Below are 14,082 nucleotides of genomic sequence, written 5' to 3' on the forward strand. Positions count from 1 at the left end.
TGCGACTCTCTAAAAAAGCGTAGTAACAATAATGGCGTTAATTAAACAAATTAGACAAAGGACAGGTCTGTTGATCGGCGTGATTGCCGGCGGATTAATTTTATTCCTTCTGGGAGGAGACTTACTGAGTCCTAACTCGGCACTTCTCAGCTCGGGAAATAATATCGTAGGCGAGATCGCAGGGGAAGATATTACTTATGAAGAATATATCGCCCGCGTGGAAGAATACAAGGTTGCCAATCAACAGAGAACCGGAAGGGTCCCTTCTGAAGTAGAAATGTACTCGATCAGAGAGCAGGCTTGGCAGTCAATGATTGTGGAGCGTGTATTCAAGGAAGAATATGAGAAGTTAGGTCTGACTATTTCGGATGCCGAATTGGTTGATATGGTTCAGGGCAAAAATATAGTGCCGGAATTGCGTCAGCAGCTGGTGAATCCACAGACGGGTCAGTTTGATAAAAGTCAATTGGTTTCTTTTCTGCAGTCGCTGGAAACAGCAGATCCCGCTCAACAGGCATATTGGAATCAACAAGAGCAGTTGTTTGCCAACTCTAGATTGAGAATCAAATACGACAATATGTTGGCAACTTCTGAGTTTGCCACCCAAGCCGAGGCTAAGGGAGAATATAAGGCAGCGAATACTATTGCGGATGCTACCGTTCTTTTTGTCCCTTTCTACGCCGTGCCTGATGCAGAAATCACTGTTTCTGACAGTGATATGGAGACGTATTTGAAAAAAAATAAGAGTAAATTCAAATCTGGCAATGCGGCAAGTCTTGAGTATGTGAGTTTTAGTATTCAGCCAAGCGGAACAGATTCAGCAGAAGTTATTTCTCAGATTAACGAATTGACTGAAGAATTAAGGACTGCTGAAAATGATTCTCTTTTTGTTTTGAGAAATTCCGATTCACCTTCTCCCTATCTGACGATCAGGGCGGGTGATGCACTTCCTGCGAATTTGACCAGTAATGTTTCGGATATTCGAGCAGGGCAGACTTATGGTCCTTTCATCACGAGTAATTCTACTTATGTATCGTACAAGATCTCTGATCAGTATGAAGGAACGCCTAGATTAAGAGCTTCTCACATTCTATTCAGCACAGAAGGAATGGACGATGCTGCTAAAGCTGATGTAAAAGCCCAAGCTGAAACAGTTCTTGCCCAAGTGAAAGCGGATGGCAACTTTGAAGTGGCTGCAAGACAATACGGCCAAGATGGCACTGCGCAGAATGGTGGCGATTTGGGATGGTTTGCCAAGGATGACTTTGTGACTGAATTTGCAGAAGCTGCTTATGCTGCTAAATCTACGGGCTTGCTTTCTAGTCTGGTGGAAACAGAATATGGTTACCATATAGTGAAAGTAACTGAGATGCCTAAGACTACCTATACCAAAATAGCTTCTTTGGAGGTTGAGTTGGCGGCAAGCGATATTACCCGAAATGAAGCATTCAGAAACGCTGATACTTTTGCAGCAAGTGCCGGCAACAGAAATGAATTTACTGAAAATGCCGCAGCAGGGAATTATAGAATTCTACAGGCTAATAACATAGATGCGAACGCCAGAAATATCAACAACCTTCAAAATGCAAGGGAAGTGATTCGCTGGGCATTTGCAGACGGTACTTCTACCGGAGAGGTTTCTACTGTTTTTGAATTGGACAATGCGTATGTGGTGGCTACTCTTGTAAGCAAGCGGGATGAAGGAGATGTGAAATTGGCTGACGTGAAAGAGCAAGTAGAAGCTCAGGTCAGAAATGAAAAGAAAGCTGAAGTGATCAAATCTAAGCTTGCGGGAAAAACTTCTTTGGAAGATATGAAGTCCGTTTACCCTAATGAAGCTTCTTTGAATGAGATTCCGGATTTGAAATTAAGTGCCAATGTAATTCCCGGCATTGGTTTCGCCCCACGCGCTATTGGCGCTATCTTCGGAGTGGAGCAAGGCGAAATGACTCAGCCTATCGGTGAAGATGTAGGTGTGATAGTAGGAAAGCTGAATGCTTTGACTCCGGCAGCTGAGATAGGTGACTACTCATCTTACCAAAGGCAATTGACTCAGAATGCCTCTCAACGAACGACATACTCGGTCATGATGGCCCTGCAAGATCTGGCTGGTGTCAAAGACTATCGATATAAATTCTTTTAATAGAAACTAGATTAGGAACCCATGCCACACAGCATGGGTTCTTTATTTATATTCGAACATAATTTGCCAATCAATCTTGCTATGGACAAAAAGGAATTCGACAAAGAAAATTTCAAAGAGAAATTAGAAGCCAGCGGAGAGTTTCCCCAGCTTTATATGTTTAAATTCATAGTTCCTACCGGAAAGGAAAGCGAGGTAGCAGCTTTATTTCCAACCCATGAAATAACTACCAAAGCGAGTTCCGGAGGTAAATATGTAAGTACGACCGCTCAGGCTATGATGCAAAGTGCTGATCAGATCATCAAGATCTATGAGCAAGCTGCCAACATAGAAGGATTAATCTCACTTTAACTCATTGACTTATGTGGAAAGAGGAAGATAATAAGCTTAAGAAAACTTTTAAATTTACCAACTTTCAGGAGGCGTTTGCATTTATGACCAGAGTGGCTTTTTTGGCGGAAGGTATGCAGCATCATCCTAATTGGAGCAATGTGTATGATACGGTAGTCATCGAGCTGACCACTCATGATGCAGGAAATACAGTGACTAAGAAAGATCATACATTGGCTAAGGCTATTGATGAGTTGATTTCATGAGTGAAACTTCCCCCAACCTGTATCTGGTACCTACTCCTATTGGCAATCTAAAGGATATCACCCTTCGGGCCATTGAAGTACTGAAAACCGCCGACATCATCTTGGCAGAGGACACACGTACCAGTGGGCAGTTGCTAAAGCATCTGGAAATCTCCAGACCACTTCAGAGCTACCATATTTTCAATGAGCATAAGACTGTAGAAAAACTTGTGGAGCGAATGAACAGGGGAGAAGTTTTTGCCTTGATCAGTGATGCGGGTACACCGGCTATATCGGATCCGGGTTTTCTATTGGTGAGAGAAGTGCTTGCTGCGGGATTGGACGTCCAATGCCTACCCGGTGCTACTGCTTTTGTTCCCGCTTTGGTAAATAGTGGACTGCCAAATGATCGATTTGTATTCGAAGGTTTTTTGCCTCATAAAAAAGGGAGAAAGACAAGAATAGATGGTCTAATGGAAGAAGTCAGAACCATCATTTTCTATGAGTCTCCGCATCGTTTATTGAAAACGTTGGGACAACTTGCAGAGGCTTTTGGTGACGGAAGGCAGGCTTGCGTATCCCGTGAGCTTACCAAGCTCCATGAAGAGAACGTCAGAGGCACGTTAGCCGAGTTAATAGAATATTATCAGACCAATACATTAAAAGGTGAAATAGTGCTTACCGTGGCAGGTAAGAATCCTAAAGCCTGATTGATTACTACAACCGACTTTTATGATCTCAACAGAAAGACTTACACAGCTTCTCGAGCAAACTCAAAGTATAGCCAAAGAAGCAGGCGCTTTTATCCGTAGGGAGAGACAGCATTTCGACCTAAACAAGGTAGAGCATAAGGGCTTCAATGACCTTGTTTCTTATGTGGATAAGGAGGCTGAAAAGATAATAGTGAACAAACTGTCTCAAATTTTGCCTGAGGCAGGCTTCATCACAGAGGAGGGTACCAACACCACCCGGGCAGAAGAATTCAACTGGGTAATTGACCCCCTGGATGGAACTACTAATTTTATCCATGGTGTGCCTATTTTTTCAGTTAGCATAGCATTAATGGAGCATGGCGAAGTTATTCTAGGCGTAGTGTACGAAGTGAACCTTCATGAATGCTTCTATGCGATGAAAGGTGCCGGTGCATTTTGTAATGACACACCTATCAAAGTAAGTGCGGCAAAGACGCTTTCTGAATCGCTGATTGCCACAGGATTTCCTTACTACAATTTCGATTTGATTGATAAGTACTTAGCTGCGCTAAAGTCATTGATGAAATCTTCTCATGGTGCACGGCGATTTGGAAGTGCTGCCGTTGATCTATGTTATGTTGCAGCAGGACGGGTTGAGGGCTTTTTTGAATACAATCTAAATTCTTACGATGTTGCTGCAGGCACGTTGATCGTGGAGGAAGCGGGTGGAAAAGTGACTGATTTTTCCGGTGGAAGGGATTTTGTGTTTGGCAGAGAGATTTTGGCCACCAATGAGAAAATTCATGGGGAAATCCTAAAAGACCTAAAGACGGCTTGGGCTTAGTTAGCCAAGGAAGAAGTACCAGAGCAAGATAGTCAGGATAGAGATAGGGATTCCCAATCCCGCAAGAAGAGTGGCTAATTTTGGCTTTAGGTCGTATTGGATGGCGACAATAGATCCCGTGATCATAGGGGCCATGCCACTTTCCAGGACGGTCACTTTGAACTCAAGGCTGTTTACAGGCAAGAAATTTCTATAGATCAGCCAAACTACCAAAGGAGCAAGCAAAAGCCTGTAGCCCATTCCCAACCAATAGAATTTGGAACTGAGTGAGTCGAAGTCAATTGAGAATTTCAGGCCGATTGCGAAAACGGCCATGGGGGCCATTGTTTTTCCAATCAGAGAAACTATTGGAATGAGGATTTCGGGAGTTTTCAATCCCAGAATACTCATGGCGATAGTTATCAATAAAAATCCAAAAGGAGGGAAACGCAATATTTTGAGTGGTACTTCCTTCAGATTACCTTCTTTATGGGAATAGATAGAACCTGCCAGAATCGCAAGTGAAGAAACGAGCAAAAAGGAGCCACCTTGGTCTATCAGAAGAGCTATTGGCAAGCCTTCCTTACCGTATAGGCCTTCTATCACAGGAAATCCCAAAAAAGAGGTATTGGCCAGTCCTGCGACGATCACCAAGCAACCGGTAGTTTGGTTGTCCCATTTTAGGATTTTTCCCAAAAAACCAAAAATCAACCAGGATAACAAAAAGGCAAACCAAGCCGATGAAACGGGCAAGAGTAAATCCCATCCAAGTTGTATTTCAGGAATATAAAGTAGGGCAAGTGCAGGGAGGACAATGTTTAATAAGTAGGCATTGACCCATTTTGTAATTTTTTCTAGCGGGAGGTTCGGTTGTCTCTGGAGAAAAAGGCCCAATACAAGACATGCAAATGCTATTGACACTCCTACCATAGCTGTTTTTTAAACCCTGTAATTTTTATTAACATAGAAATAATTTTATATAGTTGTACTTTGTTGATTATCAGTATACTTTTGAGCCATACAACCATAAGTCTATGACCAAACTTATACCAATTTTTATCAACGGAGGAAAATGGATTCAGCTCTCTCAGCTTTCAGAAGAACAGGCGACAAAATTAAAATCATGGCTCCCCGTAAGCTGCCTCAAGAAAATCATATTTCAAGGAGTTGAATTTAGCGATTGTCTGGATTTTGAGACTTACGAGTACTGGTTTCGGACCCATCAGGTTTCCGGGCAGAAGCAGGCCTTGCTGGATTTCTAGTCCAAACCAAAATTTTTTCTCTTTTCCTCAAAATACCTTTCAAGCTCGGGGTAGAAGTCGCTTTCCACTTCCGGGATTCCGTCTAGGATTAATTCCATATTACCTTCGATTGCATCAGTGTTCACTTGCATACCTTCTAGCAGATAGATGATGTCTTCCATGGAAAGACTGTCGTAGCTCCATGAAGGGTGGAGTAAGTATTCATTTCCATAGAAATCTACCGCTTCAAATTGGATTTTTGCTTCCAGCCAATGCGCATAAATGCTGATTTGTTCTCCCCATTGGCTTTCGGGATAATTCAGTTTTACTAATAAAACAGAGGTTGTCTCGTCAGTAAAATAGCTTTCGGGGGTGAATTTGAAATCAATCATCAGCCAAAAATAGCAATTCCTCAGAATTGAGAATCCCAATCCTATTTTTGGATTGGATAATCGGGACTTTCGGACTATTTTTGGGCACATTTGCAGGTAAGCCATTTGGCTACCGTTCCATAAAAATTGGCTTTCAAACCCCTGATTATGAAAAGAGATTCGCTTGTTTTCGACCTTATCAATGAAGAAGAAGACAGACAAAAGAGAGGCATCGAACTGATAGCTTCTGAAAATTTCACCAGTAAACAAGTGATGGAGGCCGCAGGAAGCGTGCTGACAAACAAATATGCAGAAGGCCTTCCTGGCAAACGTTATTATGGCGGTTGTGAAGTAGTGGATAAGATTGAGCAATTGGCTATCGACCGCGCAAAGGAACTTTTCGGTGCTACTTGGGCCAACGTGCAGCCTCATTCAGGTGCGCAAGCTAATGCAGCGGTTTTATTGGCTTGCCTGAAAGCCGGTGATCCGATTTTGGGATTCGACCTTTCTCATGGGGGGCACTTGACGCATGGCTCTCCTGTGAATTTCTCAGGTAAACTTTATGATCCTCATTTCTATGGAGTAGAGGAAGAAACAGGAAGAATCAACTACGACAAAGTAGAAGAAAAAGCATTGGAAGTTTCTCCAAAAGTGATTATTTGCGGTGCTTCGGCTTACTCAAGAGATTGGGATTATGCTCGGTTGAGAGAGATAGCAGATCAGGTAGGAGCTATTCTTTTGGCAGATATCTCGCATCCATCCGGACTGATCGCTAAAGGACTTTTGAATGATCCATTGGATCACTGCCATATTGTGACTACGACTACTCACAAGACGCTAAGAGGCCCTAGAGGCGGTTTGATCATGATGCGTGAAGATTTTGATAATCCTTGGGGATTGACTACTCCAAAAGGAGAAATCAAGAAAATGTCTGCTTTGCTGGATATGGGTGTATTCCCGGGCACCCAAGGAGGTCCTTTGGAGCATATTATTGCTGCCAAAGCCATAGCTTTTCAGGAATGTCTATCTGATGAATACATGCATTACGTGCTTCAGGTGAAAAAGAATGCATCCGTAATGGCTGATCAGTTCGTAAGTTTGGGATATCAGATTATCTCTGGCGGTACGGACAATCATATGATGCTTATCGATCTTAGAAATAAAGACCTTACCGGTAAAATCGCAGAACAGACGCTGGGGAAAGTGGATATTACCATCAATAAAAATATGGTTCCATTTGATACCAAATCTCCGTTTGTTACTTCTGGAATGAGGATAGGTACTGCAGCTATTACTACAAGAGGTTTGAAAGAAGATGACATGGTGAAGATTGTGAATTTGATCGACAGAGCTCTGATGAACAATGAAAATGAAGCCGAACTGGCAACTATCCGCAGTGAAGTAAATGCTTGGATGAATGAGTTTCCATTATACTAGATTATAGATACCACCCGTGGCTTTAGACCAATACCAAGAAGAAGAGGAAGAAGAAGGAATGTCCTTTTTGGACCATTTAGAGGCTTTGCGCTGGCATTTGCTTCGTTCAGTAGCAGCTATTCTGATTTTGTCTGTTGCGGCCTTTTTGGCCAAAAGCTTTGTTTTTGGCGTAGTAATCCTTGGCCCTTCCAAGGTTGACTTTGTCACATATAGATGGTTGTGTGAACTCAGTGATTATGTGGGGTTGCCGGCACTCTGTATAGACGAGTTGCCGTTTACTATTCAGAGTAGGCAGATGACAGGGCAGTTTACTATGCACATGACTTCCAGTTTTGTGGTGGGATTTATTGCATCGTTTCCCTTTGTTTTCTGGGAAGTGTGGAGGTTTATCAGCCCGGGATTGTATGATCAGGAGAAGAATGCCGCAAGGGGAGCAGTGTTCTTTGTGAGTTTGTTGTTCTTTATGGGTGCTGGATTTGGGTACTTTATCTTATCTCCACTTTCTATCAACTTCTTGTCAAACTATCAATTAGATCCTTCGATCCTTAATGAGTTTGACATCACCTCCTATATTTCTACATTGACGATGCTGGTTCTGGCATCGGCTATTATGTTCCAGCTTCCTGTGGTGGTTTATTTCCTGGCTATGTCAGGTTTGGTGACTTCCGGTATGCTAAAAGCCTACAGAAGGCATGCCATTGTGGTGATCTTGGTTTTGTCAGCGATAATCACCCCTCCCGATGTGATCAGCCAAATCTTGATTGCAATGCCTATCCTCGTTTTATATGAAGCAGGGATTCAGATTGCAAAGAGATTGGAGAAGAAAAGAGCAAAGAGAAAAGCTCAGGAAGATATAGACGATGCGCTTTAAGCGTAGAAGCTAGACTTAAGTATCAATAGCTAGATTTTAGAAGAAAGAGCCATGAGCCCAGAGGAAAGATGTCAGGTTGGAGGCTTTAGATTAAAAGAGTTAATTGAAAAGAACCTAAAAAATTAAAGACAAGATAGGAGGTATTAATTACTAATGTCTTTTGTCTAACGTCTTGTGTCTTCAAAGAATTATGGCAAAGAAAATAGCAATAGGAGGAGACCATGCAGGGGTTGAATACAAAGGGAAGCTTATCGGCAAGCTAGAATCACTAGGCTACGAAGTAAAGGACTTTGGTCCTTTCTCAGATGTTTCTGTGGATTATCCTGATTATGTTCACCCGCTAAGCACCGCTATTGAAAATGGTGAATATGAGCTTGGAATTGTGATCTGCGGAAGTGGAAACGGTGTGGCGATTACTGCCAATAAGCATCAGGGTATCCGTGCTGCTCTTTGCTGGAACGAAGAGTTGGCTGCACTTTGCCGTCAGCATAATAACGCAAATGTGCTTGCATTACCAGCCCGATTTATCTCTTATGAGTTGGTAGAGAGACTAGCAGAAATATTCCTAACTACCGAATTCGAAGGCGGAAGACATCAGAATCGGGTGAGTAAGATTGCTTGTAGCTAATAAGGATTTTAATAAGTAGTAAAGCCCATTTTGTAATCCAGGATGGGCTTTTTTGGGTTGAATAATTTTTATGTATTAGTGCTTTGCAAAGTTGATTATTAATGGATTTATGTCTCCTTGATCAGCATTTTTTAGAGCAGAAATATATGCTTTTCTCGTTTCGTCCGCTTTGATCATATTCGATTTATTCCATGAGAATATTTCTTCTTTAAATATGGATTCCATGATAATATCTGCCATCATTCTTGAATGTCGTCCATTCCCATTTGGAAAACAATGAATTGCTACAATTCTATGCTTGAAACGAATAGCTATTTCATCTGGCTTAAAAACATTATGCTCGATCCAATATTTAGTATCGTCAATCAGGTTTTTTAACTCTACCCCAATCTGATTCCAAGGTATCCCAAGATTTTTATTACTCCTCCTAAATTCGCCAGCCCATTTCCATACATCTCCGTACATTTTTTTATGTAAGTCTCTGATGAATTTTTCTGTTAGGATTTTTTCAGCTTTTAGATTGGTATGAATTGTCCACTCCACAGCTTTTTCGATGTTCAGCTGCTCGAATTCATCCAATTCCTTTTGGGTAGTAATTGAATTAATCTTTAGCCCATCTTTTTCTTCTTCATTGATTGGCGTCTGTCCATCATCATACTGAAGTTTTAATCCCATAATGATTTTCTCATTTCTCTCTTTATTTCATCTGCCAAATCCTTAATAAATTCATTGATTTTTTCCTCCTTGATTCCTTGGTTTTCCAATTGCATATTTTGATGAGTTCTCAAGACTATTTTACTAGCTAATTTCTCGGCATTTTTATTGATTAAACTGTCTATTGTTCCGTCTTTTGGCACAAAACCATAGACGAATTTTAATTCCAGAACCTCTCCAAATTGCCTCAATGTATTTATGCTTATAGCTCCTTTTTCTTCACTTTCCTCTATTCTTTTCATACCCTGTCTAGTGATGTTCAGCTTGGCACCTAGCTGTGCCAAGGTCATATTGAGTGCAGTACGAATTGTGTGTATCCAACCTTTGGTAGGTACCATAACGTCTTCCGTATTTTGGAAAGCTTTAAGTTTTTGGTCCAATTGCTCGATTAGAAGTTTACTTTTATTTCTCATCCTTTTGTAAATGAATATGTTTACAAACATATAAAAAAGTAAACATATTCATTTACAAAATGGTAAAAAAGTCAATGAATATATTGACAAATGTTAAAAAATGTAAATAAAAATGATTACAAAAGTCTCAGAGATGTTGGATAAAACGTTCCTGTCCGCAGCCTTCGATGGTAGAAGACATCAGAATCGAGTGAGTAAGATTGCCTGTAGTTAATAAGGATTTCAATAAGTAGTAAAGCCCATCTTGTGATCCAGGAGTGGCTTTTTTGATAAACAAAAGGATTGGAGCAAACGGAAGTTTTTATTTGTCTGAATGAAGTGCTTACAAGCTTACGTTTCCGTTAGAAACCTGGCTTGCCAGGATTAGCGCATTGTACAGGTTGGCAATTTTACCGGATTTGGAGATTTCTGAAAAGGATTTTACTTCCCCTTCAGGTCCGCCTACCTGAACTTTCATGGTAGATGGGATTCCTGATTCCATAATGATTTGCTTTACTTGGGCGGCGCTCAGGCTTGGAAAATAAGATCTTATCATTGCAGCCAAACCTGCTACAGCCGGAGCTGCCATGGAAGTCCCTCCCTGAAATTCATAAGAATCATGGGGCATAGTGGAGTATATCTTATCCCCGGGGGCAAAGATGTCCACATTGTTTTTTCCATAATTGGAAAATACCGCGACCAGATCTGATCCATAAGCAGATGTCAATGCTCCCACTGTAAGGTAGTTGTTGGCCACTTCTTGTGAGTATTCAATAGAATGGTCATTAGGGAAATTAGTGTTCTCTGGAGAGTCGAGATCAATCCCGTCATTTCCTGCTGAATGGACAAACAGAACATCTTTGGAAGCGGCATATTTCAAGGCCTCATATACCCATTCTGAATTGGGGGAAAATCCTTTTCCAAAACTGGCATTGATCACTTTAGCTCCATTGTCTGCCGCATATCGGATGGCGAGAGCAATATCCTTATCGTATTCATCTCCATTTGGAACAGCCCGAATGGACATGATTTTGACTTTTTTAGCTACCCCATTCACCCCTTTTTTATTGTTTCTGGTAGCGGCAATGATCCCTGCCACATGTGAACCATGGCTTTCTTCGGGGTCTCTGATAGCCGGATTTCCATCGCCATAGTCAGTATCGGAAATATCATAAGGATCGTCTCCTACCGGAGTGCGTCCATTGAAGTCCACGTTCAAATTGTATTTGAGCTGTTCACCATAATACTTGATTCCTTTCTGCATATCCTTTAGGGCGGCTGGAATTTCCTCTCCATAGCTAATTACCTGCATTAGCATACCTAAGGATCTTTCTTCTTGCGCATTTTTTGGCTGATAGCCTTCCAAGTCTGCAAGAGAGTAGAATTCTTTGCCCAGATTTTTTTGCATGTTTTGATCAGCCATGCTAACTAACTGCTCTATCTGTTTGAGTTGAGGTAAAGCTGATTTGGCTTCATCTAGCTTCTCATCCAATTGTGACTTGGCGGCTTGTTGATAAGCTTCGTCTCCGATTTTTAATCGTAAGATCCGGGCCATTTCCAATTGCTCGTTGTAAGATTCTCCCAAGAAATTATATCCATGGATGTCATCTACATAGCCATTGCCGTCATTATCTATCCCGTCTCCCGGCTTCTCGCCTGGATTGGTCCAAAGCACATCTTTGATATCTTCATGATCAAGGTCAATTCCGGAATCAATAACTGCTACGATTACCTGCTCACCTTTTTTCTTTTTTAGAAGTTCTGAATAGGCACGGTCCACGCTCATTCCGGGAATAGTATCCTTTTGTAAATCTAAATGTCCCCAGTGTTTGGATTCTTGATCTGAGAGTTTGGCTACTTTCATGTTGGTATTTGTGTAACTGATAGGAGGAGCTGTCAATATTAATGAGGAATTACATCCCATTACCAATAGGCCAATGCCTAGCCCAGCCAAAATTTGAATCTTGCTTTTAATCATAGTTAAAAGTAACGCCCGGGATACAAAAAGAGCCAAATTTCACATGTTAAAAATGGTGAAGTAAGCTTAGTTTTACTTGAATGGATTTTTTTATTGATAATTCTCAAAATCCATATTCAATTACCCCGCATTGCATTTCCCTAGAAAAAGTATTGGACGAGCTAAATTTTTGGGGTTGTTGCATAGGAAGAAGATTATGGGGAGGTAGTTGGGGTTGCTTTCTATGAGTCTGAAATGAGGAATTGCAAATTCAAAGGGATAGAAGGGTATAGCTGAAAACTACTCCTAGAGGATATAGCTAAGTTCTTTCTATTAACTTGAAAATGGAGTTTTTAGGTGAAGCAAAAATTAATCGGCCATAAGGATAGAATTACTAAAGTTGCTTCTAAAAGTTCAGAATTGAACCTTACTAAGGTGTTTTAAGGAGATATCTATGTACTTTGGGTTTGAGAACATTGACCGTTTTCGATCACTCCATGTATCAAGCTTTTCTGTGATAATTTCTCGATTTAAACTGTTCTCTTTTTGAGAAATAAAGTCTATTGATGAGAGTAGTTCAAGTGCAAAATCAGAATAAAAACCATTTAAGAATTCAATTGTTCTTGTTGCGATTACTTTCAACTCAGGCCTGTTTTCAATATAGTTATTAACTTCCTCGAATCCATCCGAAACAAGGGTTAGTGGGTCAAATGGTTTTTTACTCATATCACTGTAACCCATTACATAACTGCCATTTAAAGTGTTCAACAAAAACCTTACTTTACTAGAATATGGCCCATAAAAATTTGGCTCATAAGTTAATTTAAAGAATTTTTTGGCGCCAAATCTTTGAAGAAAGTATGCAACTTTCTCACTTGAGAATTCAGATACATATTCTCCATTTCTCACTAAATCATAAAGAACATATAAAAGTAGTGCTCTTGCATCTGTAAGTTTTACTCTCTCTTTCTTAAGTTTTTCTTTAATAAAAGAACTTGGTTCATAAACAAAGACTTCAATATCAACTCCATTTAAATATTTAGCTATTATGGTTTTTACTTTTTCCCATTCTAATCCACCATTACCTGCCCCCAATGGAGGTATAGCTATACTATTAATGTTATAGGTGTTAATCACATTTATTAAATCTTGAAGACCATTTTCAATGTATTCGTATTCAGAAGGCTTTCTCCAATCTTTCTTTGTAGGGAAATTTATAATGAATTTTTCACCACCACTGATATTGGCTTCTTTAGTAACGAAAAGTTTACCTACTTTAACTTGATCGGTTTTACATGCTAAATTATAAGCTTTAAAATTATTTGGATAAGCTTTTTTAAATTGTAGGGCGATACCTTTTCCCATTACTCCAACTGTATTGACCGTATTTACTAAAGCCTCAGCTTTACTGTCAAGAATATTTCCTGTTAAGTAAGTGATCATATTTATGGATTAATAATATGCATTAGGAATAACTTTAACTATTTGCTCATTAATGCCGAGTTCAATGAGCTTAATCTTTGCAGAATCGCAATAACAAACATATCCAATAATGAAGTCAGTCGGAATGTCTCCCTTTACTAAAAATTCAGCCTGTTTCTTTCTTTTAATATTAAGATTTTCATGCCCACCCCAGTATGATTTAGTGACAGAATCCCAGTCAATAATTGCTGGTAAACTTGTAATTTTTTCTTTGCTATAGAAAGTTGTTAGTGAATCTGTCGCATGGCCATCCGAAAAATAATAAATCAATTCTGAGTTAACTATCGATTGTAAGGAACATGCAAGGTAAACTATATCTTCAGGTTTACTTGCTTTTTCTACAAAATTTCCTCCATGCTGTATTACATACAACATCGGCATTTTAACACCGAAGTAAAATGGAGTGAATTCACCTAGTATGATTTCTTCAATCGGCACAAATGTACTACCGTTATCAATATTAACCCGTCTCGTTTTTCGATTACTAATCAGGCTTAGGTCACCAATTCCGACAAAATCAGGATTTGAATTTGAAGAATTTTTATGAGTAATACCGTTGGCAAGAACATGAGGGATATTCTCAATATGGAGTATTCTATAGATTTTTATTTGCTCCAAATTCATTAGGACAGATTAGCCAAAATTTAGGTCATAAACAAGAAAAAGATATTTGTCACATTGTGAGCAACGACAATTATTGACAACTTTTAATTTGAAGTTCCCTAAATTTCTTTGCATTCTCAAAATTACTGTTTT

At 40.1% G+C, this 14,082-nt stretch carries 16 protein-coding genes; 9 read left to right on the top strand and 7 right to left on the bottom strand.

Going from position 1 to position 14,082, the window contains the following annotated elements; translation table 11 throughout:
• Nucleotides 1-31: 31 nt before the first annotated feature.
• The 5 genes from ID165_RS22225 (at nucleotide 32) to ID165_RS22245 (ending at nucleotide 4,254) form a co-directional block, all read left to right on the top strand.
• Nucleotides 32-2,143, top strand: coding sequence for a SurA N-terminal domain-containing protein (locus tag ID165_RS22225; RefSeq protein WP_192347616.1), 2,112 nt, complete (start codon nucleotides 32-34; stop codon nucleotides 2,141-2,143).
• A gap of 81 nt (nucleotides 2,144-2,224) precedes the next feature.
• A complete protein-coding gene (locus ID165_RS22230; protein ID WP_192347617.1) occupies nucleotides 2,225-2,494 on the top strand; it encodes a DUF493 family protein in 270 nt (89 codons plus the stop codon).
• A gap of 11 nt (nucleotides 2,495-2,505) precedes the next feature.
• Nucleotides 2,506-2,739: a 4a-hydroxytetrahydrobiopterin dehydratase gene (locus ID165_RS22235; RefSeq protein ID WP_192347618.1), complete on the top strand. Its 234-nt coding sequence runs from the start codon at nucleotides 2,506-2,508 to the stop codon at nucleotides 2,737-2,739.
• The gene (gene rsmI, locus ID165_RS22240; RefSeq protein WP_192347619.1) at nucleotides 2,736-3,428 is read left to right on the top strand and encodes a 16S rRNA (cytidine(1402)-2'-O)-methyltransferase; all 693 of its coding nucleotides are present in this window, start codon (nucleotides 2,736-2,738) and stop codon (nucleotides 3,426-3,428) included. The genes ID165_RS22235 and rsmI overlap by 4 nt, the downstream gene beginning before the upstream one ends.
• Nucleotides 3,429-3,450: 22 nt before the next feature.
• Entirely contained in the window at nucleotides 3,451-4,254 is an 804-nt protein-coding gene (locus ID165_RS22245; RefSeq protein ID WP_192347620.1) for an inositol monophosphatase family protein, read from the top strand.
• Here the strand turns inward: ID165_RS22245 and ID165_RS22250 are convergent, their stop codons facing one another.
• Nucleotides 4,255-5,163: an AEC family transporter gene (locus ID165_RS22250; RefSeq protein ID WP_192347621.1), complete on the bottom strand. Its 909-nt coding sequence runs from the start codon at nucleotides 5,161-5,163 to the stop codon at nucleotides 4,255-4,257.
• Between the two features lie 104 nt (nucleotides 5,164-5,267).
• Between ID165_RS22250 and ID165_RS22255 the strand changes: the two genes are divergently transcribed.
• Nucleotides 5,268-5,495 (top strand): hypothetical protein, encoded by a 228-nt coding sequence (locus ID165_RS22255; RefSeq protein ID WP_192347622.1) that lies wholly within the window; start codon nucleotides 5,268-5,270, stop codon nucleotides 5,493-5,495.
• Here the strand turns inward: ID165_RS22255 and ID165_RS22260 are convergent.
• The gene (locus ID165_RS22260) at nucleotides 5,492-5,866 is read right to left on the bottom strand and encodes a UDP-glucuronosyltransferase (RefSeq protein ID WP_192347623.1); all 375 of its coding nucleotides are present in this window, start codon (nucleotides 5,864-5,866) and stop codon (nucleotides 5,492-5,494) included. The genes ID165_RS22255 and ID165_RS22260 overlap by 4 nt on opposite strands.
• Before the next feature lie 147 nt (nucleotides 5,867-6,013).
• Here ID165_RS22260 and glyA point away from each other — a divergent pair, with 147 nt between their 5' ends.
• The 3 genes from glyA (at nucleotide 6,014) to rpiB (ending at nucleotide 8,781) form a co-directional block, all read left to right on the top strand.
• The gene (glyA, locus tag ID165_RS22265) at nucleotides 6,014-7,282 is read left to right on the top strand and encodes a serine hydroxymethyltransferase (RefSeq protein WP_192347624.1); all 1,269 of its coding nucleotides are present in this window, start codon (nucleotides 6,014-6,016) and stop codon (nucleotides 7,280-7,282) included.
• A gap of 16 nt (nucleotides 7,283-7,298) precedes the next feature.
• Complete coding sequence (gene tatC, locus ID165_RS22270) at nucleotides 7,299-8,153, top strand: twin-arginine translocase subunit TatC (RefSeq protein ID WP_192347625.1); 855 nt, start codon at nucleotides 7,299-7,301, stop codon at nucleotides 8,151-8,153.
• 190 nt (nucleotides 8,154-8,343) lie between these two features.
• A complete protein-coding gene (rpiB, locus tag ID165_RS22275) occupies nucleotides 8,344-8,781 on the top strand; it encodes a ribose 5-phosphate isomerase B (RefSeq protein ID WP_192347626.1) in 438 nt (145 codons plus the stop codon).
• A gap of 75 nt (nucleotides 8,782-8,856) precedes the next feature.
• Here the strand turns inward: rpiB and ID165_RS22280 are convergent, their stop codons facing one another.
• The 5 genes from ID165_RS22280 to ID165_RS22300 form a co-directional block, all read right to left on the bottom strand.
• A complete protein-coding gene (locus ID165_RS22280) occupies nucleotides 8,857-9,456 on the bottom strand; it encodes a mobile mystery protein B (protein ID WP_192347627.1) in 600 nt (199 codons plus the stop codon).
• Nucleotides 9,447-9,938, bottom strand: a complete 492-nt coding sequence (locus tag ID165_RS22285; RefSeq protein WP_370539713.1) for a mobile mystery protein A — start codon at nucleotides 9,936-9,938, stop codon at nucleotides 9,447-9,449. Before ID165_RS22285 ends, ID165_RS22280 begins: the two co-directional genes overlap by 10 nt.
• A 292-nt stretch (nucleotides 9,939-10,230) precedes the next feature.
• Entirely contained in the window at nucleotides 10,231-11,865 is a 1,635-nt protein-coding gene (locus ID165_RS22290; protein ID WP_192347629.1) for a S8 family peptidase, read from the bottom strand.
• 393 nt (nucleotides 11,866-12,258) lie between these two features.
• On the bottom strand, nucleotides 12,259-13,287 hold the full coding sequence (locus ID165_RS22295) for a macro domain-containing protein (protein ID WP_192347630.1): 1,029 nt from the start codon (nucleotides 13,285-13,287) through the stop codon (nucleotides 12,259-12,261).
• Nucleotides 13,288-13,296: 9 nt separating this feature from the next.
• Nucleotides 13,297-13,950: a DUF4433 domain-containing protein gene (locus tag ID165_RS22300; RefSeq protein WP_192347631.1), complete on the bottom strand. Its 654-nt coding sequence runs from the start codon at nucleotides 13,948-13,950 to the stop codon at nucleotides 13,297-13,299.
• Between the last annotated feature and the right edge of the window lie 132 nt (nucleotides 13,951-14,082).

It is taken from the genome of Algoriphagus sp. Y33 (assembly GCF_014838715.1).
GTDB lineage: Bacteria > Bacteroidota > Bacteroidia > Cytophagales > Cyclobacteriaceae > Algoriphagus.

What these genes read in the sequence shown, in the direction of transcription:
- ID165_RS22225 (WP_192347616.1), top strand. Translation starts at nt 32, where the DNA reads ATGGCGTTAATTAAACAAATTAGACAAAGGACAGGTCTGTTGATCGGC.
- ID165_RS22230 (WP_192347617.1), top strand. Translation starts at nt 2,225, where the DNA reads ATGGACAAAAAGGAATTCGACAAAGAAAATTTCAAAGAGAAATTAGAA.
- ID165_RS22235 (WP_192347618.1), top strand. Translation starts at nt 2,506, where the DNA reads ATGTGGAAAGAGGAAGATAATAAGCTTAAGAAAACTTTTAAATTTACC.
- rsmI (WP_192347619.1), top strand. Translation starts at nt 2,736, where the DNA reads ATGAGTGAAACTTCCCCCAACCTGTATCTGGTACCTACTCCTATTGGC.
- ID165_RS22245 (WP_192347620.1), top strand. Translation starts at nt 3,451, where the DNA reads ATGATCTCAACAGAAAGACTTACACAGCTTCTCGAGCAAACTCAAAGT.
- ID165_RS22250 (WP_192347621.1), bottom strand. Translation starts at nt 5,163, where the DNA reads ATGGTAGGAGTGTCAATAGCATTTGCATGTCTTGTATTGGGCCTTTTT.
- ID165_RS22255 (WP_192347622.1), top strand. Translation starts at nt 5,268, where the DNA reads ATGACCAAACTTATACCAATTTTTATCAACGGAGGAAAATGGATTCAG.
- ID165_RS22260 (WP_192347623.1), bottom strand. Translation starts at nt 5,866, where the DNA reads ATGATTGATTTCAAATTCACCCCCGAAAGCTATTTTACTGACGAGACA.
- glyA (WP_192347624.1), top strand. Translation starts at nt 6,014, where the DNA reads ATGAAAAGAGATTCGCTTGTTTTCGACCTTATCAATGAAGAAGAAGAC.
- rpiB (WP_192347626.1), top strand. Translation starts at nt 8,344, where the DNA reads ATGGCAAAGAAAATAGCAATAGGAGGAGACCATGCAGGGGTTGAATAC.
- ID165_RS22280 (WP_192347627.1), bottom strand. Translation starts at nt 9,456, where the DNA reads ATGGGATTAAAACTTCAGTATGATGATGGACAGACGCCAATCAATGAA.
- ID165_RS22285 (WP_370539713.1), bottom strand. Translation starts at nt 9,938, where the DNA reads ATGTTTGTAAACATATTCATTTACAAAAGGATGAGAAATAAAAGTAAA.
- ID165_RS22290 (WP_192347629.1), bottom strand. Translation starts at nt 11,865, where the DNA reads ATGATTAAAAGCAAGATTCAAATTTTGGCTGGGCTAGGCATTGGCCTA.
- ID165_RS22295 (WP_192347630.1), bottom strand. Translation starts at nt 13,287, where the DNA reads ATGATCACTTACTTAACAGGAAATATTCTTGACAGTAAAGCTGAGGCT.
- ID165_RS22300 (WP_192347631.1), bottom strand. Translation starts at nt 13,950, where the DNA reads ATGAATTTGGAGCAAATAAAAATCTATAGAATACTCCATATTGAGAAT.